17 protein-coding genes, 1 pseudogene and 1 riboswitch are annotated in these 21,173 nt (G+C 69.2%); of the genes and pseudogenes, 10 read left to right on the plus strand and 8 right to left on the minus strand.

Annotated features, from left to right (window positions below; all coding sequences use genetic code 11):
- Nucleotides 1-2: 2 nt before the first annotated feature.
- Entirely contained in the window at nt 3-2,513 is a 2,511-nt protein-coding gene (gene gyrA, locus ABD901_RS02300) for a DNA gyrase subunit A (RefSeq protein WP_345120596.1), read from the minus strand.
- A gap of 32 nt (nt 2,514-2,545) precedes the next feature.
- Nucleotides 2,546-4,489 (minus strand): DNA topoisomerase (ATP-hydrolyzing) subunit B, encoded by a 1,944-nt coding sequence (gene gyrB, locus ABD901_RS02305; RefSeq protein WP_345120598.1) that lies wholly within the window; start codon nt 4,487-4,489, stop codon nt 2,546-2,548.
- A 451-nt stretch (nt 4,490-4,940) separates the two neighbouring features.
- Between gyrB and ABD901_RS02310 the strand changes: the two genes are divergently transcribed.
- Nucleotides 4,941-5,498: a hypothetical protein gene (locus tag ABD901_RS02310; RefSeq protein WP_345120600.1), complete on the plus strand. Its 558-nt coding sequence runs from the start codon at nt 4,941-4,943 to the stop codon at nt 5,496-5,498.
- A 3-nt stretch (nt 5,499-5,501) separates the two neighbouring features.
- Here ABD901_RS02310 and ABD901_RS02315 read toward each other — a convergent pair whose 3' ends face one another.
- The 5 genes from ABD901_RS02315 to dnaA all read right to left on the minus strand — a co-directional run bounded on the left by ABD901_RS02315 (nt 5,502) and on the right by dnaA (nt 11,745).
- A complete protein-coding gene (locus tag ABD901_RS02315) occupies nt 5,502-6,071 on the minus strand; it encodes a DciA family protein (RefSeq protein ID WP_380139865.1) in 570 nt (189 codons plus the stop codon).
- Nucleotides 6,007-7,119: a DNA replication/repair protein RecF gene (gene recF / locus ABD901_RS02320; RefSeq protein WP_345120604.1), complete on the minus strand. Its 1,113-nt coding sequence runs from the start codon at nt 7,117-7,119 to the stop codon at nt 6,007-6,009. Before recF ends, ABD901_RS02315 begins: the two co-directional genes overlap by 65 nt.
- Before the next feature lie 2 nt (nt 7,120-7,121).
- The gene (gnd, locus tag ABD901_RS02325) at nt 7,122-7,997 is read right to left on the minus strand and encodes a phosphogluconate dehydrogenase (NAD(+)-dependent, decarboxylating) (RefSeq protein WP_345120606.1); all 876 of its coding nucleotides are present in this window, start codon (nt 7,995-7,997) and stop codon (nt 7,122-7,124) included.
- Between the two features lie 16 nt (nt 7,998-8,013).
- Entirely contained in the window at nt 8,014-9,144 is a 1,131-nt protein-coding gene (gene dnaN, locus ABD901_RS02330; protein WP_345120608.1) for a DNA polymerase III subunit beta, read from the minus strand.
- Between the two features lie 924 nt (nt 9,145-10,068).
- On the minus strand, nt 10,069-11,745 hold the full coding sequence (gene dnaA, locus ABD901_RS02335) for a chromosomal replication initiator protein DnaA (RefSeq protein ID WP_345120610.1): 1,677 nt from the start codon (nt 11,743-11,745) through the stop codon (nt 10,069-10,071).
- A 576-nt stretch (nt 11,746-12,321) separates the two neighbouring features.
- Here dnaA and rpmH point away from each other — a divergent pair.
- The 7 genes and pseudogenes from rpmH (at nt 12,322) to rsmG (ending at nt 17,729) form a co-directional block, all read left to right on the plus strand.
- Complete coding sequence (gene rpmH / locus ABD901_RS02340; RefSeq protein WP_033360019.1) at nt 12,322-12,459, plus strand: 50S ribosomal protein L34; 138 nt, start codon at nt 12,322-12,324, stop codon at nt 12,457-12,459.
- Between the two features lie 35 nt (nt 12,460-12,494).
- Nucleotides 12,495-13,025 carry a ribonuclease P protein component gene (gene rnpA, locus ABD901_RS02345; RefSeq protein ID WP_345120612.1) on the plus strand — a complete coding sequence of 177 codons (531 nt, stop codon included), beginning with the start codon at nt 12,495-12,497 and terminating at the stop codon, nt 13,023-13,025.
- Nucleotides 13,022-13,293, plus strand: a pseudogene (gene yidD, locus ABD901_RS02350) (membrane protein insertion efficiency factor YidD). Before rnpA ends, yidD begins: the two are co-directional and overlap by 4 nt.
- Before the next feature lie 11 nt (nt 13,294-13,304).
- Nucleotides 13,305-14,375, plus strand: a complete 1,071-nt coding sequence (gene yidC, locus ABD901_RS02355) for a membrane protein insertase YidC (RefSeq protein ID WP_345121132.1) — start codon at nt 13,305-13,307, stop codon at nt 14,373-14,375.
- A gap of 111 nt (nt 14,376-14,486) precedes the next feature.
- Complete coding sequence (locus tag ABD901_RS02360) at nt 14,487-15,242, plus strand: Jag family protein (protein WP_345120614.1); 756 nt, start codon at nt 14,487-14,489, stop codon at nt 15,240-15,242.
- Between the two features lie 271 nt (nt 15,243-15,513).
- Nucleotides 15,514-15,596, plus strand: a riboswitch (ZMP/ZTP riboswitch).
- A gap of 17 nt (nt 15,597-15,613) precedes the next feature.
- Nucleotides 15,614-16,534: a bifunctional 5,10-methylenetetrahydrofolate dehydrogenase/5,10-methenyltetrahydrofolate cyclohydrolase gene (locus tag ABD901_RS02365; protein WP_345120616.1), complete on the plus strand. Its 921-nt coding sequence runs from the start codon at nt 15,614-15,616 to the stop codon at nt 16,532-16,534.
- Between the two features lie 511 nt (nt 16,535-17,045).
- Nucleotides 17,046-17,729 (plus strand): 16S rRNA (guanine(527)-N(7))-methyltransferase RsmG, encoded by a 684-nt coding sequence (gene rsmG, locus ABD901_RS02370; RefSeq protein WP_345120618.1) that lies wholly within the window; start codon nt 17,046-17,048, stop codon nt 17,727-17,729.
- Nucleotides 17,730-18,489: 760 nt separating this feature from the next.
- On the opposite strand, the gene ABD901_RS02375 is transcribed toward rsmG, so the two are convergent.
- Nucleotides 18,490-18,720 (minus strand): hypothetical protein, encoded by a 231-nt coding sequence (locus ABD901_RS02375; protein ID WP_345121165.1) that lies wholly within the window; start codon nt 18,718-18,720, stop codon nt 18,490-18,492.
- 108 nt (nt 18,721-18,828) lie between these two features.
- On the opposite strand from ABD901_RS02375, the gene ABD901_RS02380 reads away from it, so the two are divergent.
- Nucleotides 18,829-19,836, plus strand: a complete 1,008-nt coding sequence (locus tag ABD901_RS02380) for a ParA family protein (RefSeq protein WP_425556656.1) — start codon at nt 18,829-18,831, stop codon at nt 19,834-19,836.
- Nucleotides 19,833-20,864, plus strand: a complete 1,032-nt coding sequence (locus tag ABD901_RS02385; RefSeq protein ID WP_345120620.1) for a ParB/RepB/Spo0J family partition protein — start codon at nt 19,833-19,835, stop codon at nt 20,862-20,864. The genes ABD901_RS02380 and ABD901_RS02385 overlap by 4 nt, the downstream gene beginning before the upstream one ends.
- The last annotated feature ends 309 nt before the right edge of the window (nt 20,865-21,173 follow it).

The raw sequence follows: 21,173 nt of genomic DNA on the forward strand, positions 1-21,173 counted from the left end.
AACTAGTCCTGTTCGTCGGGCTCATCGGCGTTACGGGCGATCGCGACGATCGTCACACCCTCGGGAAGGTCCATGAGTTTGACCCCCATTGTGTTCCGATCCCGCGTACGCCGTACAGGCTTCACGGGAGTCCGGATCACGCCACCATTCGAGGTGATGGCGAATAGCTCGTCATCCGGACTGATCACCACCGCGCCGACGAGACCACCGCGCCGCGACGTGATTTTAGCGGTGAGGACGCCCTTGCCGCCGCGCCCTTGCACCGGATACTCCTCGATGGGAGTCCGCTTGGCAAAGCCACCGTCGGTGGCCACCAGAACGTCCAGGTCCATCCCCTCACGCACCACTTCCATGGCGAGCAGCTCGTCGCCCTCGGCGAACCGCATCCCGATCACGCCGGACGTCGCACGACCCATGGGCCGCAGCGCTTCGTCGCTGGCGGTGAAGCGGATGGCCTGCGCCTGCTTGCTCACCAGGAGGAGGTCGTCCTCCGGGCCGAGCAGGGCGGCGCCCACCAGCTCGTCATCCTCGCGCAAGTTGATCCCGATGATGCCACCCGACCGGTTGGAGTCGAACTCCTCCAGTTTGGTCTTCTTCACCAGGCCCTCCTTCGTCGCGAGGACGAGGTAAGGCGCGACCTGGTAGTTCGGGATCTCGATCACCTGCGCAATGTGCTCGTCGGGCTGGAAGGCCAGCAGGTTGGCGACGTGCTGACCCTTCGCCGCCCGGCTCGCCTCGGGCAGCTCGTAGGCCTTTGCCCGGTACACCCGACCTTTATTCGTAAAGAACAGCATCCAATCGTGCGTTGAACACACGAAGAAATGGCTGACGATGTCGTCTTGCCTCAGTGTCGCACCGGAGACACCCTTGCCGCCGCGCTTCTGCGAGCGGTACAGGTCGACCTTCGTGCGCTTCGCATAGCCCGTCCGAGTGATCGTCACCACAACGTCCTCCCGGACGATGAGGTCCTCCATGGAGACCTCGCCGTCGAACGGGATGATCTGGGTGCGGCGCTCGTCGCCGCGACGGGCGACGATCTCGGCGAGCTCCTCGGAGACGATCTGACGCTGCCGGGCCGGCGTCGCCAGGATGTCCCTGTAGTCCGCGATCTGGATCTCGATGTTGGCCAGCTCGTCGAAGATGCGCTGGCGCTCGAGAGCGGCCAGCCGGCGCAGCTGCATGTCGAGGATCGCGGTGGCCTGGATGTCGTCGATCTCGAGCAGGTTCATGAGGCCGACCTTCGACTCCTCCGCGCTCGGCGAGCGGCGGATGAGCGCGATGACCTCGTCGAGCATGTCGAGGGCCTTGACCAGACCGCGCAGGATGTGCGCGCGCTCCTCGGCCTTGCGCAGCCGGTAGCGGGTGCGCCGCACGATGACGTCGATCTGGTGCGCAACGTAGTGCCGCACGAACTGCGCGAGGTTGAGCGTGCGCGGCACGCCGTCGACCAGCGCAAGCATGTTGGCGCCGAACGTCTCCTGCAGCTGCGTGTGCTTGTAGAGGTTGTTGAGCACCACCTTGGCGACGGCGTCGCGCTTGAGCACGATCACCAGGCGCATGCCGGTGCGGCCGGAGGACTCCTCGCGGATGTCGGCGATGCCGGCGAGCTTGCCCTCCTTCACCAGGTCGGCGATGCGCTCGGCCAGGTTGTCCGGGTTGACCGCGTAGGGCAGCTCGGTCACGACCAGCTGCGTGCGGCCGCGGGTGTCCTCCTCGACCTCCACGACCGCGCGCATGCGGATCGAGCCGCGCCCGGTGCGGTAGGCGTCGACGATGGCCGCAGTACCGACGATGAGGCCCTTGGTCGGGAAGTCCGGGCCCTTGACGATCTTGATCAGCTCGTCGAGCGTCTCGGACTCGTCCGCCTCGGGGTGCTCGAGGCACCACTGCACGGCCGCGGCGATCTCCCGCAGGTTGTGCGGCGGGATGTTGGTCGCCATGCCGACCGCGATGCCGGTGCTGCCGTTGACAAGCAGGTTGGGGATGCGCGACGGCAGGATCGTGGGCTCCTGGGCCCGGCCGTCGTAGTTGGGGACGAAGTCGACGGTCTCCTCGTCGATGTCCCGCAGCATCTCCATGGCGAGCGGGTCGAGGCGGGCCTCGGTGTATCGCATGGCGGCGGCCGGGTCGTTGCCCGGCGAGCCGAAGTTGCCGTTGCCGTCGATCAGCGGGTAGCGCAGCGACCAGTTCTGCGCCATGCGCACGAGCGCGTCGTAGATCGAAGCGTCGCCGTGCGGGTGGTAGTTACCCATCACGTCGCCGACGACGCGGGCGCACTTCACGTAGCCGCGGTCCGGGCGGTACCCGCCGTCGAACATCGCGTAGAGGATCTTGCGGTGCACGGGCTTGAGGCCGTCCCGCACGTCGGGCAGGGCTCGTCCCACGATCACGCTCATGGCGTAGTCGAGGTACGAGCGCTGCATCTCGACCTCGATGCCGACCGGCTCGATCCGGCTGGCGACCGCGGAACCACCCTCGTCCGGAGTGTCAGGGGTGGAAGTCGGTTCCGTCACGCTCTTATATCCCTTTTCTTAGTATCCGCGGGTCAGATGTCGAGGAACCGGACGTCCTTGGCGTTTCGCTGGATGAACGAACGCCGAGCTTCCACGTCTTCGCCCATGAGGACGCTGAAAAGCTCGTCCGCGGTTGCAGCGTCGTCCAAGGTCACTTGGCGCAACATGCGCGTCGCCGGGTTCATCGTGGTCTCCCACAGCTCCGGGTAGTTCATCTCGCCCAGGCCCTTGAAGCGCTGGATGTCGTCCGGCTTGGCGTTGGGCTTCGTGCGTTGCCGCAGCTCGATGAGGCCGTCGCGCTCCCGGTCGGTGTACGCGTACTGCGCGTCGTCGCCCTTCTTGTTCCACTTGATCTTGTACAGCGGGGGCGCCGCGAGATACACGTGCCCGAGCTCGATCAGCGGACGCATGAACCGGAAGACCAGCGTCAGCAGCAGCGTCTGGATGTGCTGGCCGTCGACGTCGGCGTCGGCCATGAGGATCAGCTTGTGGTAGCGCAGCTTCTCGATGTCGAACTCGTCGTGGATGCCGGTGCCCAGCGCCGTGATCAGCGCCTGGACCTCGTTGTTCTTCAGCACGCGGTCGATGCGCGCCTTCTCCACGTTGAGGATCTTGCCGCGGATCGGCAGGATCGCCTGCACGCGCGGGTCCCGGCCCTGCTTGGCCGAGCCGCCGGCCGAGTCGCCCTCGACGATGAACACCTCGCACAGGCGCGGGTCGTTGGACTGGCAGTCGGCCAGCTTGCCCGGCATCGAGCCGGACTCGAGCAGCGACTTGCGCCGCGCCAGCTTGCGCGCCTGCGAGGCGGCGATGCGGGCGCGGGCGGCCTGCGAGGCCTTCGTGATGATGGTCTTGACCTCGGCCGGGTTGCGGTCGAACCAGTCGACCAGCCACTCGTTGCACACCTTCTGCACGAAGCTGCGGGCCTCGGTGTTGCCCAGCTTGGTCTTCGTCTGTCCCTCGAACTGGGGGTTGGCCAGCTTGACCGAGATGATGGCGGCGAGGCCCTCGCGGATGTCCTCGCCGGTGAGCTTCTCGTCGCCCTTGAGCAGCTTCTTGTCCGCGCCGTACTTGTTCACGACCGTGGTCAGCGCGCTGCGGAAGCCCTCCTCGTGCGTGCCGCCCTCGTGCGTGTTGATCGTGTTGGCGAAGGTATACACGCTCTCGCCATACGATTCGTTCCACTGCATCGCGATCTCGACCGCGATGCCCTCGCCCTCCGACCCGAACTCGATCACCGAGCGGTGGATGGGGGTCTTGGTGGCGTTGAGGTGGCGCACGAAGTCGGCGATGCCGCCCTTGTAGCAGAAGACGACCTCGCGCTTCTCCTCCGGCACGTCGGGGCGCTCGTCGCGCAGCGCGATCGTGAGGCCCCGGTTCAGGAAGGCGTACTCCTGGATGCGGCGGTAGATCGTCTCGTAGACGAAGGTGGTCGTCTCGAAGATGGTCGAGTCGGGCCAGAAGGTGACGCTGGTGCCGGTGCGGTCGGTCGGCTCGCCCTGCTGCAGCGGGTCGGGCTTGGAGTTGTTGTACCGCTGCCGCCAGACGAACCCGTCCTTGTGGATCTCCAGGTCGATGCGCGAGGACAGCGCGTTGACGACCGAGATGCCGACACCGTGCAGGCCGCCGGAGACCGCATACGCCTGGCCGTCGAACTTGCCGCCGGCGTGCAACACGGTGAGGACGACCTCGACGGTTGGCCGCTTCTCCTTCGGGTGCATGTCGACCGGGATGCCACGGCCGTTGTCCACGACCCGAACTCCCCCATCGGCCAGCAGCGTGACCTCGATGGTGTCGCAGTAGCCCGCCAGGGCCTCGTCGACGGCGTTGTCCACGACCTCCCACACCAGGTGGTGCAGGCCGCGCTCGCCGGTCGATCCGATATACATACCCGGGCGCTTGCGAACCGCCTCGAGGCCCTCGAGGACGGTGATCGAAGAGGAGTCGTAGGACTGTTCGGGCTTGTTTGCTGACACCCTCTGTCGCTTTCTCGCACTGGCCGGCCGCGCTAGTGTGTGCGCCCCGGGTCTCGTGCGGAGTCGGTGCGAGCGCGCCCGGGGGCAGCAGAAGGCACGCCGGTATCCGGCGCTCCTACGGCAAGCGCCCCGACCTCCGGCGGGCCGACCACTGCTGTGACGCACACGCGGCTGTGATCGACTGTTCTATGAGCCGATGCAATCCTACTGTGTCCGTGCGACATTTTCGCACCGGGACGGCGCCTGTAATCGACGTAGCGGCCCGAACGGTGCGGTCCGAAGGTCCCCCTACGCAGGAGGGGGTCCCGGTGCCTGGTGGCGGGCGGCACAGGCGATACCAGATCCGCTCAGCGCTTTGGGAACCTCCGGGGGTCGCGCAAGAGGCCGTTCGTGCCGTATGTTCCCCGCCGCGGGGCGGGTTGCGGTACATGAAACAGCGGAGGGGTGCGCGATGGGCCTGGACAACGTCGCCGTGCAGTGGCCGCGCACCGGCCGGTTCTACGATCCGGTGGCGCCGGCCGAGTTCGTCGACTTCGCCGACCTGGCCGAGAAGCTGCCGTTGCACGCCGGTCCGGCCGCGGCGCTGGCCGACCACGTGGCGAAGACCGGCACGGTGCGGGTGACCGGCTACACCGAACTGGTCGACCTGCTCTTCGGCCTCAATGGCGTGCTCTTCGCCACAGACGCGGCCGCCGAGGACGAGGACCCGGTGATCAGCCCGGACGACTGCGCGTGGATCGCCGGCGGGCTGGAGCGGTTCGTCAACGGCCACCAGGAGTACGGCGACGAGATCACGTTCGAGACCGTGAGCACGGTGCTGCGCAAGGCGCTGGAGGGCTCCCGCCTCGCCGAGCAGCAGCTGCGGTGGCTGCAGAGCCGGCTCGATGCGCTGCGTGACGACTCCGGCAACGCTCCGCAGTGGAGCTACTCCATCTCGGAGCTCGACGTGCTCGCCAAGTTCTACCGCCGCTGCGCCAACCGCGGCTTCGCCGTTTACGCCGACTTCTAGCCGTCAGCCATACGTGTCGCGAGGGCCCCGGCCGCGGATGCGCCGCGGCCCGCTGCTCCACGACGGCGTGCTCGGCCCGTGGATGTGCAGCCGCTTGACGACGTTGTGTCCGACCTCCTTGGCGATGCCGGCCAGCAGGCGGGCGGCCAGCATGCGCAGCTGGGTGGCCCAGGCCGTCGACTCCGCCTCGATGGTCAGCTCGCCGTCCTCGAGCTTGAGCGGCCGGCTGTGCGCGGCGATGTCCGCGCCTACGACCTTCTCCCACTCGCCGAAAATGCGCGCCTCGGACGTCGGGCGCTGCCAGCCCCGCTGCTTGACGAGGCGCTCGATCACGGCGCCGAACGGCTGCGGGTCGCGCGGATCGGGGCCCGGGCCCGTGTAGCCGCGGCGGCGTGCCTGGCCGTCGACAACGGATCGCCGCCGAGGCGCGGCGCGGTGCTTGGCCAGCGCGGCCTCCACCGCTGCCCGCGCGAGCTCGGGACCGGACTTCTCGGACTTACCGGATTCCTCAGACACGTCGCACCTCACCCCCGCCGACCACGAACCGCGCGCCTCGCAGCCCGGCCGGCACATCATCCTCCACCGCGCAGGTCACGACCACCTGGCTGGCGCCGCCGACCAGCTGCGCAAGCCGATCCCGGCGGCCCGCATCGAGCTCGGCGAAGACGTCGTCGAGGATCAGCACGGGCTCGATGCCGTCGTCGCGCAGGAGGTCGTACGCCGCCAGCCGCAGCGCGAGCGCATAGGACCAGGACTCGCCGTGGCTGGCGTACCCCTTGGCGGGCATCTCTCCGAGGGTCAGCGTCAGCTCGTCGCGGTGCGGTCCGACGAGCGTGACGCCCCGGTCGATCTCGGACGGCCGCGACTCCGTCATGGCCGCAAGCAGCGCCGCCTCGAGGTCGTCCTGGAGCGGGAAGGACGCGCTGTAGGCGATGCGCGCGTCGGAGCGGCTCGCGCTGACCGCGGCGTAGGCCTTCGCGACGTGCGGCGCGAGCGCGGCGACGAGGTCGAGGCGGGCGCGCACGAGCTGCGCGCCGTGGCGGGCCAGGTGCGTGTCCCACACGTCGAGGGTGGACAGGTCGCCGCCGCGGCTCCCGCCGGTCTTGCGCGCCAGGTAGGAGCTGCGCAGCAGGGCGTTGCGCTGCTTGAGCACCCGGTCGTAGTCGGATCTGACCCCGGCGAAGCGGGGCTGGCGGGCAACGAGCAGCTCATCGAGGTACCGACGGCGCTCTGAAGGGTCTCCCCGAACCAGCGAGAGGTCCTCCGGCGCGAAGAGGACGAGGCGCAGCGCGCCCAGGATGTCGCGGGTGCGCGTGACGGGCGCGCGGCCGAGGCGGGCGCGGTTGGCCTTGCCGGGCTCGATCGAGAGCTCGATCAGCAGCTCGCGCTCCTCGTGCACGACCGCGCAGCGGATCACGGCGCGGCCGGCGCCGAAGCGCACCAGCGGCGCGTCGGTGGCGACCCGGTGCGACTCCAGGGTCGCCACGTAGGCGAGGGCCTCGACGAGGTTGGTCTTGCCGACCCCGTTCGGACCGACCAGCACGCACGGCCCGGGGCCCAGCTCGACGACAACCCGCTCATAGCTTCGGAAGTCGACGAGCTCCAGGCCCCGGACGTACAAGCTCAGCCCTTCTTGACGGCGTGGCCGCCGAACTGGTTGCGCAGCGCGGCGACGGCCTTCATCGCCGGCGAGTCGTCCTGACGCGACACGAACCGGGCGAACAGCGACGCCGCGATCACGTTCATCGGCACGGCGAGGCGGATGGCCTCCTCGACGGTCCAGCGGCCCTCGCCGGTGTCGTCGGCGTAGCCCTTGATCCCGGCGAGGTCGGGGTCCTCGTCCAGCGCGCGGTCCAGCAAATCCAGAAGCCACGACTGTACGACCGAGCCGGCGCGCCAGCTCTTGATGATCTCGGGGATGTTGTCGACGTACTCCGACGCCTCGAGCAGCTCGTAGCCCTCGGCGAAGGCGTGCATCATGCCGTACTCGATGCCGTTGTGAACCATCTTCGCGTAGTGCCCGGCGCCGGGCGCCTCGCCCGCGTGCGCGAAGCCGAACTCGCCCTCGGGCTTGAGCCCATCGAAGATCGGCATGCAGTGCTCGACGTGCTTCTTCGGGCCGCCGACCATGAGCGCGTAGCCGTTGGTCCGCCCCCAGATGCCGCCGGACACGCCGACGTCGAGGTAGCCGATGCCCTTGGCGTCGAGCTTCTCCGCGCGGGGCTTGTCGTTGCTGAACCGCGAGTTGCCGCCGTCGATCACGATGTCGCCCGGCGCGAGCAGGCCGGAGAGCTCGTCGATGGTGGGCTCGGTGAACTGAACCGGCACCATGATCCACACCACGCGGGGCGCGGCGAGCTTCTCGACCAGTTCGTTGAGGGACGACACGTCCGTGACATCGGGGTGGTGGTCATAGCCGATGACCTCGTGCCCGGCGGCGCGCAGCCGCTCGCGCATGTTGAAGCCCATCCTGCCCAGGCCGATGAGACCGAGCTGCATTTGTGGTGCCTCCGAATCAGCTGCCGATGCGAACCGGCATGATCAAGTACCAGTACCCAGGGACGATCTCCCCATCATCCTTGGCCGGGGACATGACCGCAGGCTTCTTCGGGTCAGTGAACGACAGCACCGCAATGGGTGCGTCGAGCGCCTTGAGCCCGTCGAGCAGGTACTGGTGATTGAAGGCGATCGTCATCGGCTCGCCCTCGTACTGGCAGTCCATCGCCTCGCTGGCCCGCGCGTCCTCGCTGCCGCTGGCCTCCACGACCAGGCCGTCGGCGCTGAAGGACAGCCGCACCGGCGTCTGGCGCTCGGCCACGAGCCCGACGCGCCGGACCACCTCGTTGAGGGCCGCCACCGGAACCCGCGCCTGCGCGTTGTGGGTGTCGGGAAGCAGCGCCCGGACCTTCGGGAAGTCGCCTTCCAAAAGGCGGGACGTCGTACGCCGGGAGCCGCCGGCGAAGCCGATCATGCCGTCGCCGAGCTTGCCCCGCGACAGCGCGACCGACACGTTGCCGCCGAGCGGCCCGAGGGTCTTGGCGGTGTCGTCCAGGGTGCGCGCGGGCACCAGGGCGGCGACGCTCATGTCCGGCTCGTCCGGGTGCCACATCAGCTCGCGCACCGCGAGCCGGTAGCGGTCGGTCGCCAGCAGCGTCAGCTTGGTGCCCTCGAGCTCGATCCGCACGCCGGTGAGCATCGGCAGCGTGTCGTCACGGCCGGCGGCGACCGCGACCTGCGACACCGCCTTGGCGAACAGGGCCGCGTCGACGGCGCCCGCGGACTCGGGCATCTCCGGCAGCGACGGGTAGTCCTCGACCGGCATGGTCGGCAGCGTGAAGCGGGCGCTGCCGCAGGTGATCTCGACGTGCGAGCCGACCGCGGCGACGTCCACCGGCTTGGCCGGCAGCGACTTGGTGATCTCGGCGAGCAGGCGGCCCGACACCAGGGTCGCGCCGTCGGCGTCGGCCTGGACCTCGACGGTGACCTGGCTCGAAACCTCGTAGTCGAAGCTCGACACCTGCAGGCGGCCGTCGGCAACGCGCAGCAGGACGCCGGCGAGCACGGGCACCGAGGGGCGGCTGGGCAGGCTTTTGGCCGTCCAGGCGACGGCATCGGCGAGCGCGTCGCGCTCGACTCGGAACTTCATCGCGGTCCTCCCGCATTCTCTTCGGTACTTCATGTTCGCCGCTCGTCGCGCACCAGGTCCGGCGGCGCCGGCATGTGCTGCGGCAGTGTGATGTGCGGTGTGCGTGTGCCGTCTGATTCTCACCGGTCCGGTCGGCCGGTGGGGGGAAGTGGATGAGGTTCTCGAGCGGTAGCCGCCGTCCGCGGTGCGTCGGTCAGGCTCGCTCATCGAACCTTAGGGCCTCTCGGCGGCGGTCGTGCACCGACCCCGCCGAATCCGGCGGCCCGAGTCTGTCCACGCCCCGATGATTGTTTTTCTTCTCTTCTTAAAAGAAATTACCTTCGTAGTCATAGGGGGTGTGGATTCTGTGGAAAACCCTCGTCTTCGCAGGTCAGGCCACTTGGTTGACTTAGGATAAGCTGTGCATGGAGCGGTGTGTACAGCCCTGTGGATTGTGGACGAGTGATTGTCCACAGGCGTTGTCCACCGGTTGTCCACCGGTAATCCCCAGGGTTTGTCCACTGCTGTGGAAAACGTAGGGCCCAAACTCTGCTTACGCTCCGTCGCTCTACTGTTACCTTCCGGAAGCGTCCACATGACGTCCACATGCGATCCCCAGGAGTTATCCACAGGCTGTGAGCAACCCCTGTGAGCAATCGGTAGTCACCCGGTGACTCATCCCCGGAAGTTGGCACAAACAAAGTTATCCACAGGAAATCTGTGGACAGCGTGTGGACTTTGGGGACAACGACGCGAGCCCGGGCCCGAAGACACTGTGGACGACCTGGGGACAGTGTGTGGAAAACATAGGGCCACATGGCGACTTGCGGGAGGTCGGGTGCCTGTGGACACGGTGGAAAACCCGGTTGTCCACACCCTGTGATCAACCCCGGTGGACGACACCCGATCTGTGCATAACCACGATCGGGTGACGTCCGGCCGCCGTCAGGTCGTCTGCTTGATGCGGTTCGTCAGCTCCGCGATCTGGTTGTACAGCGAGCGCCGCTCCGCCATCTGCTGGCGAATCTTGCGGTCGGCGTGCATCACCGTCGTGTGGTCGCGGCCGCCGAACGCCTGCCCGATGCGGGGCAGCGACAGGTCGGTGAGCTCGCGGCACAGGTACATGGCGACCTGGCGCGCGTTGACGAGCACCCGCGAGCGGCTGTGCCCGCGCAGGTCCTCGAGGCTCACGCCGAAGTAGTCGGCCGTCGACGCCATGATCTGGTCGGCGGTGATCTCCGGGCCCGAGCCGTCCGGAATGAAGTCGCGCAGGACCTCCTCGGCCAGGCCGAGCTCGACCGGCGAGCGGGTCAGGTTCGCAAACGCGGTGACCCGGATCAGCGCGCCCTCGAGTTCACGGATGGACGAAGCGATGCGCGACGCGATGAACTCGAGCACGTCCGGCGGCGCGAACAGCCGCTCCTGCGCCGCCTTCTTCTGCAGGATGGCGATGCGCGTCTCGAGGTCCGGCGGCTGGATGTCGGCGAGCAGGCCCCACTCGAACCGCGTGCGCAGCCGGTCCTCGAGCGTGGCGAGCTGGCGGGGTGAGCGGTCGGAGCTGATCACGATCTGCTTGTTCGCATTGTGCAGCGTGTTGAAGGTGTGGAAGAACTCCTCCTGGGTGCGCTCGCGGGTCTCCAGGAACTGGATGTCGTCGATCAGGAGGATGTCCACGTCGCGGTACCGACGCTGGAACGCTTGTGTCTTGTCGTCGCGCAGCGAGTTGATGAAGTCGTTCGTGAACTCTTCCGTCGACACGTACCGCACGAACCGCGCGTTGCCGAGCATCGTCGCGTACTGCCCGATGGCGTGCAGCAGGTGCGTCTTGCCCAGCCCCGAGCCGCCGTAGATGAACAGCGGGTTGTAGGCCTTCGCCGGCGACTCGGCCACGGCGACCGACGCGGCATGCGCGAAGCGGTTCGAGGACCCGATGACGAACGTTTCGAAAGTGTACTTCGGGTTCAGGCGATTTCCGGCGGAGTCCCCGGCCGGCGTCGGCGCGCCTCGGCGGTCGTCGCGGCCGGTGCCCGGCGTCGACGGGCGCGCCGGCGGTTCGCTCACCGTCGCCGGCCCGCTCATGCCATAGGACGGCTGCTCGAACCGGCCCGCATCGGCGGCGGCCTCGACGGCGGTGCCGGAGTGCTCGTTGCGCCACGAGTCGGAGGCCGGCTTCTCGCCGGGAAGGTCGAACAGGCGGTCGTGCTCCGGCCGTGGTACCTCCACAGTCCCGCGGTTCTCGAGACTTCCCCGCCCGTCCATTGGCAGCCGCTCGTCCGCTGCGAGATCGGGCAGCTGCTGGCGCAGGGAGGCCGAGGCGCCGTTGGACCAGTGCGAGGCCGACGGCGACGGCAGCGCCGGCGCGTCCTCCGGCGGCCGGACGGTCACGGCCACCTGGATGGCGCGGCCCAGCAGCCGCGAGAGCGCCTCGGTGATGACCGGCCGCAGCCGGCTCTCGATCATGTCGCGCGAGTACGAGTCGGGCACGGACAGCAGCGCGGTGTCCTCGACGATCGCCCGCAGCCTGGTCATGCGCAGGTATGCACGTTGCTGCGCCGAATCGATACCGTCGGCGAGCTGATCCGTAGCTGCATTCCAGATCGCTGCGAGGTCGGTGTCAGTCACCGTTCGCGCACCCCCATCATCATTCGCGGCCCCCACCGCGAGTGGACGGTGCCCGGTTCTTCCCGCCGTCCTCGGCCATTGTCCACAGGTTTTCCACAACCTGTGTATCAACGAGTCATGTGCCGTGGACGGATCGTCCTGTCTCCCCCTCGCCCGTGCTGACTGTGCGGTGATCAGCGCATACGCAGAGGTGGTGCAGGTCGGGCGCGCGCCTCTTCCCCCTTGTCGAGCGCCTCTTCGAGCCAGAAAGTCCGTTTTGCCCCGCCGCCGGTCGTCGCGGTGTCTACCGGCAACCGGGCACGTTAACAGCGTTGTCCACAACCACTCAACCGTTGTCCACAACGAACCTGTGGATTTCGGCCCTGACCTGGGGATTCTTTGTTCACATCCCCGGGGCTGATCGCCACCGGGCGGCGCGCGTCGTTGATCGTTGACGGTGAGTAGGGTGGCGCGTACCCTGTTTCGGTTGGAGCACCGGTCCCTGGTAAACTCCAAGCCACCGATCGACATCCTGTGGGCGCGCCGGCATTTTCAGCCAAGTCGGGTCCACGCCAAGCCACGAAGACGGAGCCCGACGTGAGCAAGCGCACCTTCCAGCCGAACAACCGCCGGCGCGCGAAGACCCACGGCTTCCGGCTGCGCATGCGCACCCGCGCCGGCCGTGCGATCCTCTCGGCGCGCCGCGCCAAGGGGCGCGACCGCCTTTCGGCCTGAGCCTGACCAGACGACCGCGCCCTCCGGGAGGCAGCGTGCTTGCGGCCGGTCAGCGACTGCGGCGGCGGGAAGACTTCGCCGCCACCATTCGCAACGGCCGTCGGGCCGGTCGGGGGGCTGTGGTCGTGCACTTCCTCAACCCCGGGCCACCGTGGCCCGGGGTTGATCCGTTTTCGTCCCCTGCTGAGCCGTCTGGGGGCTCTGAGGGTGTCGCACCGTCTTTGTCCCCTTCTCCCTCGCCTGATGGTGCTGGCGAGGCCTCCGGAGATGTGGACCTGAGGGGATCGTCCGACGACGCTTCGGTCACCGGGACTCCGGGTGCTCCGGCCGCTCGCGCCGGGTTTGTCGTTTCCAAGGCCGTCGGCAACGCTGTGGTGCGCAACGCCGTGAAGCGGCGCCTGCGGCACCTCGTCCGCCCGCGCCTGGCCGACCTGCCGGCCGGCTCCGTGATCGTCGTGCGAGCGCTGCCGGAGGCGGCTCGCGCGGGGTACCACCAACTGGAGCAGGATCTTGACGCGGCGCTGCAGGCCGCGCGCCGACCGAGAAACCGAGGTGACCGTCGATGAACGCCGGAGCCCGGATCGTGACCGCTCCTATCGTCGCGTACCGTCGTTGGGTAAGCCCGGCGTTGCCGGCGCGTTGTCGGTTCTACCCGTCGTGCAGCGCTTATGCCCTGGAGGCGGTCAGCACCCACGGCGTGATCCGGGGAATCGGTCTCGCGATCTGGCGGCTGCTGCGCTGCCACCCATTCCACCCCGGTGGGTTCGACCCGGTGCCTCCGCGCCGGGGACACTCGCCCGAGCCCGAGTCGACGTGACTGGAGCAGTGTCGTGATTAGCAAGCTGATGGGCGGGATCTACTGGCTGATCTCGAAGGTGATGCTGTTCTGGCACACCGTCTGGGATTCGATCATGCCGGATCACCGCGTGCTGGGCACCAACTGGCAGTGGGTCCTGGCGATCGTCTTCCTGGTGATCACCGTCCGGGTCGTGCTCTTCCCCATTTTCGTCAAGCAGATCAAGTCGCAGCGCGCGATGCAGGCGATCCAGCCGAAGATGAAGGAACTTCAGGAGAAGCACAAGAGCGACCGGGAGACCCTCCAGAAGGAGGTCATGAAGCTCTACCAGGAGGAGAAGGTCAACCCGCTCATGGGCTGCCTTCCGATGTTCCTGCAGATCCCGGTCTTCATCGGCCTCCTGCACGTGCTGCGCCACCTCAAGCCCGGCACGTCCGACCACCAGATGCAGCTGTACGGCTGGACGAAGGACGAGTTCCTCAGCGCCGTCGACGCCCGCCTGTTCGACGCCCCGATCGTCGCGAAGTTCAGCAGCAGCGCCGATGACCTCATCAAGATCGAGGCCCACTCGACCACGGTCAAGATCGTGGCCGCCTGCCTCGTCGCGCTGATGATCACGACGACCTACCTGACGCAGCGTCAGATGATCAAGAAGACGGGCTGGAACACCGACCCGCAGCAGCGCATGATCCAGAAGTTCATGCTCTACGGCATCCCGTTCTTCACGCTGACCTCCGGCTGGTACTTCCCGATCGGCGTCATCATCTACTGGGTCACGAACAACGCCATCACGCTGGGCCAGCAGTACTGGGTGCTGCACAAGTACCCGCCGCCGGCGAGCGCGACGACCAGCACCGTGCCGTTCAAGGGCACCGGCGGCACCGCGAAGGTGGCCGAGTCGAAGCCGAGCGGCCTGGGCGCCCTGTTCAGCCGCGCCAAGGAAGAGGCCGCCGCGCAGCGGTCCAACGGCAAGGGCCCCGCGAAGGCGACCGGCGCCAAGGCCACCGGCGCGAAGGCGACCGACGCGGCCGCCAACGGCGCCCCTTCCCGCGCCCCGAAGCCGGGCGCGAAGCCGATCAACCCGAAGAAGGGTGGCGCCGCGAAGCGGCAGTCGGGTTGATGCGACCCCGCCGGGCCACCTCTCAGTCGGCCCGGCGCGGGGCGCTCCCTGTAGCAACCCACCCCTCACCGACGACCTGTGACGGCGCCTCGGCGCCCCAAACAAGCGGAGATGAGTTTCGTGACCGACACCACCAATGATCTCGACGCGGCGGCCGTGGCCCGGGACGAGGACAAGGACGTGGACCAGGCCGAGCACCGTGACGCCACGGCCGAAGCCGACGCCGACCTCGCCGACGCCAACGCGGACGACGAGGACGACGAGGCGGACGAGGAGACTGACGAGGACGAGGAAGCCGACGAGGACGAGGGCGACGAGGAGGCCGAGGACGACGAAGAGGCCGACGGCGACTCGGAGGCCAAGGCCGGCTCCGGTTCGGGCCGCGCCGCCACCGACCTGTTCCGCGAGAGCGAGATCGCGGCCGACTACGTCGAGGGCCTGCTGGACATCCTCGACTACGACGGCGACATCGACGAGCTGGTCGTGAGCGGGCGCCCGGTCGTCGAGGTCGTCGAGGGCGGCGACGGCTCGGGCAAGCGCCTGCAGGCCTTGGTCGGCCAGCGCGGCGCCACCCTCGAGGCGCTGCAGGAGCTCAGCCGGCTGGCCGTGTTCCGGCAGACCGGTTCGCCGAGCCGCCTTCTGCTCGACGTCGGCGGCTACCGCGCCCTGCGCCGCAAGGAGCTCGGCGCGATCGCGAAGAACGCTGCGGAGAAGGTGAAGGAGTACGGCGAGGCCGTGCGGCTGGAGCCCATGAGCGCCTTCGAGCGCAAGTGCGTGCACGACGTCATCAACGCCCTGCCCGGCGTCGAGAGCGAGTCGGAGGGCGTGGAGCCGTCCCGCCGGATTGTGGTCCGCCCGACCGCCTAGCTCTCAGTACCACTCACCGCCCCAACCGCGAGCTAGCGGTTGGGGCGGTTTCGTTTGTGAGCCTCGTGCCCGCGTCTTGTGTTCCTCGTGCCCGCGGTGGCCGGGCTTGCCCTTGTCGCATCCCTCGGCTTTCTGTCACGGTTCCTCTCGCCCCGCTCTCGCCCTCTCCGCCTTTCCCTCTCCGGCTCTCTCACTCCCCGTTCTCTCCGCTCTCCGGACGCGACCTGTTCGGGATGACCGTCTCGAGGCGAAGGCGGGCAGTCGGGCATAATCAAAGTGACGCGACTGGCGGCACCAAGGATGGGCAACCATCGGGAAGCCTCGTCGTGGGAGTCGACCGCCTGGGCTTCCACGCATTTGCGAGGAGCCGTATGTCCAACCAGTCGACCGCTCTTTCCGCCCCCGCTGACGCCACGCACACGGCACGCCTCCTCCCCGGCGCACCGGTAGCCGACGAGATCCTCGCCGACGTCGAGTCCCGCGTATCGGCCCTCCGCTCCCGCGGCATCACCCCGTCGCTGGCCACGATTCTCGTCGGCGACGACGACGCTAGCGCCGGCTACATCCGGATCAAGCAGCGCCAGGCCGCCGCCCTGGGCTTCGCCTCCCCGCATCAGCACCTCCCGGCGACCGCCACCCAGGCCGACCTGCACGCCGCCATCGACGCCTTCAACGCGGACCCGGATGTGCACGCGCTCCTGATCCAGTACCCGACGCCGGCCCACCTGGACTACGACGCCGCCCTCATGCGGGTCGACCCGGACAAGGACGTCGACGGCATGCACCCCCTGAACCTGGGCCGCCTGGCCGCCGGCATCCCCGGCCCGCTCCCCTGCACCCCCGCCGGCATCGAGGCGCTGTTGGCCCACCACGGCATCCCGGTGAGCGGCCGCGAGGTCGTGATCCTGGGTCGCGGCGCAACGCTGGGCCGCCCCTTGGCGATGCTCCTGGCCCAGAAGCGCCCAACCGCAAACGCCGCCGTGACGGTCGTCCACACCGGCGTCGCCGACTGGCCCCGCTACACCCGCCGCGCCGACATCCTCATCGCCGCGGCCGGCGTTCCTGGCATCATCCAACCCGAGCACGTACGCCCCGGCGCTGTCGTCATCGGCGGCGGCGTTCGCTACGAGGGCCGCCGCCTCCTCCCCGACGTAGACGAGTCCTGCGCCACGGTCGCCGGCGCCATCACCCCCCGCGTAGGCGGCGTAGGCCCCACCACGGTCGCAATGCTCTTCCGCAACGCCATCGAGGCCGCGGAGCGCGCTGTTTCACGTGAAACGGCCGAGGAGTGAGAGGTCCCCTGAGTCGCCTCGCGCCTCTGTAGAGCCGCCGTCCTCACACCGTCGCGCCATCGTCCCCACCGCCCCGCCTCCGACTGTTCGGAGGCGGGGCGCTCCGTTTCGCCGAGTCCGCGCTGCGGTTCCCTCCGGGCCGGGGTTCTGTCCGCGCCGCGGTTCCTCCGCGTCGCGGTTCCTCCGCGCCGCCGGTTCTCTCCGCGCCGGGTTCTGTCCGCGCAACCGGATCTCTCCGCGCCAGGGTCCTTCCGTCGTCTCCACCGTCTTCACGCCGCGGGTTCTCTCCGGGCCGACGTTCCGTCATCGGCTCCACGCCGCGGTTCATCTCGCGCCGCGGCTCGCCCCGGGCCGCAGTCCCCACGCGCTGCAGTCCTCCAGGGCTTGCTCTCTTCCGCGTCGCGGTCCTCCACGGGCGCTGTTTCACGTGAAACAGCGTGCGATCGAGGAACGGCCGAGGCGCGATCCCCCACGTCCGAGGCGACGGCGTTGGGCATGGTTTGCTTGACGGATGGACGGTGCAGTACCCAGCGATATCCTCCCCGCCGCCGAGAAGGCATTCGGCGATCGGCTTCCCGAGGCTCGGCGGTTCGCCGAGCTGCTCGTGACCGACGGCGTCGTGCGGGGCCTCATCGGCCCTCGCGAGGCGCCGCGCATCTGGGAGCGGCACCTCCTCAACTGCGCCGTGGTCGCGGAGCTCATTCCCTCGGGTGCCTCGGTGGTCGACGTCGGGTCGGGGGCCGGTCTGCCCGGGATGGTGCTGGCGGTGGCTCGTCCCGACCTTTCCGTCACCCTGGTCGAGCCGCTCGCCCGACGTACCGCATTCCTTTCCGAAGCGGTGACGGCGCTCGGCCTCGAGCGGACCCTCGTGATTCGCGCCCGGGCCGAGGAGTGCGTCGGGAAGATCCCGCTCGCCGATGTCGTCACCGCCAGGGCCGTCGCTCCGCTGGATCGGCTCGCCGGCTGGTGTCTCCCCCTCACCGCTATCGGTGGCCGGCTGCTCGCGATGAAGGGTGCCTCCGCCGCGGCCGAGATTGCCAAGCACGCGGAGGCGCTCGCGCAGCTCGGTGCGGGGACTCCGTCGGTGCGCGCGTGCGGGGAGGCCCTCCTTGCCGAGCCCACGACCGTGGTCGAGATCGTGCGCGAGCGGGAAGCCGCGCGTCCCCGAAAGGCCGGGGGCCGCCGCGGCCGGTGACCGGGGGACGGCACCGCCCCCGGTCCCCCAGGGCGGCACCGCCTCCGGTCCCCCAGGGCGGCACCGCCTCCGGTCCCCCAGGGCGGCACCGCCTCCGGTCCCCCAGGGCGATGCCACTGCCGGTGGCCCGGGGCGGCACCGCGACCCCCGGCGACGGGGAATGCAGAGGCACTCATGCGGGACTCATGGGGGACGGCGGGCCGGTCGGCATCGGGTGGCCGATGTCGCCGACACAGCGGCCCGGCGCCCTGCCTCGCCGAGTTGACGGATTTCTGGTCTTTTGGCGCACGAGTCGCCGTGAGAAGACCAACGACGCGCCGATGGGTCATGGCTCCGCCCGGCGAAGCGCCGTAGGCTGGCCCCGCGCCACTTCAATGTCCGACGGAACGGGCCCTGAGGAAGCCGGACTGGACGGAACGGATTCGAGCGGAACGCCCTCCAAGGGAGCGAGCACGCCTCCCGCGGAAGCCGATCTGCTCGGGTGCGGGACCGACGGGACGTGTGACGACGGGCCGGGCTCCGACCGGCGGGCTCTCGACGAACCGGTTCCCGGTGGGCCGGTATCGGGTAACCCGGTCTCGGGTGCACCGGACTCCGGTCTGCTTCCGGAGCCGGCGACTGGAGGTCCGGCGGGGAACTCACCGCATCGGCTCCGGCGGACGAGGCGGCCGAGGGTGCACATCTTTCCGAGCGGGACGGGACTGACATGGTGCGCGACAGCGATGATGGTCCGGGCTACGGCGATGCAGACGGTCATGTTTCACGTGAAACGGGGATAGAGGGCTGGGGCGTACGTCCCGCCGGTCGCGCGGTGCCACAGCCGCGGAACGACGGCGTCGAGGCGCCTCGCCCCGGCGATCCTGCCCGCGGTACCGGCCATCGGATCGAGCACCGAATAGACCCCGCGGGCGGCATGGACCCCCGGATCGACCCCGGCCGCACCGGTGAGCCGGCGCGCATGGACCACGTTCGTGCGCCCGAGCCCGGCCACGGTCCGGAGACGATACGCGGGCACGAGTCGACACGCGGGGGGACGGTGGAGTTTCACGTCTCCGGTCCGAGTGATCGAACCTCAACCGGTACCCTTTACGGCCGGGGAGTGACGCCGACAGTCGACGCTTCTCCAGCCGAGGTGCGGCCCGAACGACGGAACCCACCATCCCCCCAACCACACCCGTCCGTCGTCACCGCGGATACCGAGGGCGCCATGACTGACGCGTACGTTTCACGTGAAACCGAAGACCCCCCACTGGCACAGGAGGCAAAACGCGCCGTGGAGATTCTCAACCCGAGCGGGGAAATCACCATGCCCCGCCCACCACGGCGTCGCACGATGTGTGTAGCCAACCAGAAGGGCGGGGTCGGCAAGACGACCACCGCGGTGAACATCGCCGTCGCCCTGGCGCTGCACGGAAACCGTGTGCTCGTGATCGACCTCGACCCGCAGGGCAACGCCTCGACCGGGCTGAACGTCCCGCACCACTCCGGTGTGCCGGACGTGTACGACTGCCTGATCGACGGCGCCCCACTCGACGCGGTTACGCAGCAGGTGGAGGGGATCCCGAACCTGTGGGCCGTACCGGCGACGATCGACCTCGCCGGGGCGGAGATCGAACTCGTGTCGGTCGTCGCTCGTGAGTCGCGACTCAAGCGCGCCATCGAGGCCGGCGGCAGCGACTACGACTACATCTTCATCGACTGCCCGCCCTCGCTCGGCCTCCTCACGGTCAACGCGCTCGTCGCCGCCGAAGAGGTCCTCATCCCGATCCAGTGCGAGTACTACGCGCTGGAGGGTGTGCAGGCGCTCACGAACAACATCGAGCTGGTGCGGTCCCACCTCAACCCGAAGCTCGACATCTCGACGGTGCTATTGACGATGTACGACCGGCGCACCCGTCTGGCCGACCTCGTCGAGCAGGACGTGCGGAACCACTTCGGCGAGAAGTGCCTCAACGCCGTCATCCCCCGCAACGTCCGGGTGTCGGAGGCGCCGAGCTACAGCCAGTCGGTCATGACGTACGACCCCGGCTCGCGGGGTGCGGTCAGCTATTTCGAGGCGGCGCAGGAGATCGCGCTACGCGGCGCGCAGGTGGGAGGGGTCGCATGAAGTCCAACCGACGTGGAGGTCTCGGGCGGGGGCTCGGTGCCCTCATCCCAACCGCCGCCGCGCCGGCCGATGGCGCGGCGGGCACGGGTACCGCACTCGCCGAACCGCCCGCCCCTGGCGTCGCCACCAACGCTCCGGCCGCTGCTTCCGTGCCCGCGGCCGACGGGCTCGCCCCGGTGCCGGGCGCGCGGTTCGCCGAGATCCCGGTGGGCGCGATCGCGCCCAACCCGAAGCAGCCGCGGCAGGTCTTCGACGAGGAGGCCATCGAGGAGCTGAAGACCTCGATCCAGGAGGTCGGGTTCCTTCAGCCCATCGTGGTACGCGAGCTTCGCGAGACCGACGGCGAAAAGCAGTACGAGCTCGTCATGGGCGAGCGTCGCTGGCGGGCCGCCCAGGCGCTCGGCAGGGACGCCATCCCGGCGATCGTCCGCGAGACGCGCGACGACGCGATGCTCCGGGACGCGCTCCTGGAGAACATCCACCGGGCGAACCTGAACCCGCTCGAAGAGGCGGCCGCGTACCAGCAGCTGCTCGATGAGTTCGGCGCGACCCACGAGGAACTCGCCCGGCGCATCGGGCGGAGCCGGCCGCAGATCTCGAACACGATCCGCCTCCTGAACCTCCCCGCGCCGGTACAGCGCCGCGTCGCCGCCGGCGTGCTCTCCGCGGGCCACGCGCGGGCGCTCCTCGGGCTCGACGACTCGGAGGAGCAGGAGCAGATGGCGACCCGTATCGTCGCGGAGGGCCTCTCGGTGCGCGCCACCGAGGAGCTCGTCGCGCTCGCGGCGTCGGAGAGCGCAACGGCCAAGAAGGCGGCCCCGGCGCAGCGGCGCGCGAAGCCGCACGCGCCGGCGCTGACCGATCTGGCCGATCGCCTCTCGGATCGCTTCGACACGCGGGTGAAGGTCGACATCGGCCGCCGCAAGGGCCGCATCACGATCGAGTTCGCGACGGTCGACGACCTCGAGCGGATCGTCGGCATCATCGGCGTTCCGGACGAGCGCTCGGCGGGCCAGCGGGAGCAGTGACGCCGCCCGGCCGAGCCGGCGCTGCCGGTGCGACATAGTCGCCGACGCGAACGACACAAACTTCATAGACAGCGAGGGCCGACCCCGACCGGGGCCGGCCCTCGGTCATTCCGGCGGCCGGCCGGCTGACGCCGGGTCGGGTCGGTCGAGCGGCGCTGGCGGGCGGCGAGCGCGTCGGTCGAGCCGCGAGCGAGGCCGCGGTAGGCGCGGGCGAGTTGGTCGAGCGGGCAGGCGTGGGCGGTAGACGCGGACGCGGGCGGGGGGTCAGTCGAGCCGCGGGCGGGGCAGTGGGCGCGCGGGCGGGTCGAT

This window comes from Dactylosporangium darangshiense (assembly GCF_039537565.1).
GTDB lineage: Bacteria > Actinomycetota > Actinomycetes > Mycobacteriales > Micromonosporaceae > Dactylosporangium > Dactylosporangium darangshiense.

Bases quoted from the DNA above. Each gene is read 5' to 3' on its own strand.
- ABD901_RS02310 (WP_345120600.1), top strand. From the start codon at position 4,941: ATGGGCCTGGACAACGTCGCCGTGCAGTGGCCGCGCACCGGCCGGTTC.
- ABD901_RS02315 (WP_380139865.1), bottom strand. From the start codon at position 6,071: ATGTGCCGGCCGGGCTGCGAGGCGCGCGGTTCGTGGTCGGCGGGGGTG.
- gnd (WP_345120606.1), bottom strand. From the start codon at position 7,997: ATGCAGCTCGGTCTCATCGGCCTGGGCAGGATGGGCTTCAACATGCGC.
- dnaN (WP_345120608.1), bottom strand. From the start codon at position 9,144: ATGAAGTTCCGAGTCGAGCGCGACGCGCTCGCCGATGCCGTCGCCTGG.
- yidC (WP_345121132.1), top strand. From the start codon at position 13,305: ATGGGCGGGATCTACTGGCTGATCTCGAAGGTGATGCTGTTCTGGCAC.
- ABD901_RS02360 (WP_345120614.1), top strand. From the start codon at position 14,487: ATGAGTTTCGTGACCGACACCACCAATGATCTCGACGCGGCGGCCGTG.
- ABD901_RS02365 (WP_345120616.1), top strand. From the start codon at position 15,614: ATGTCCAACCAGTCGACCGCTCTTTCCGCCCCCGCTGACGCCACGCAC.
- rsmG (WP_345120618.1), top strand. From the start codon at position 17,046: ATGGACGGTGCAGTACCCAGCGATATCCTCCCCGCCGCCGAGAAGGCA.
- ABD901_RS02385 (WP_345120620.1), top strand. From the start codon at position 19,833: ATGAAGTCCAACCGACGTGGAGGTCTCGGGCGGGGGCTCGGTGCCCTC.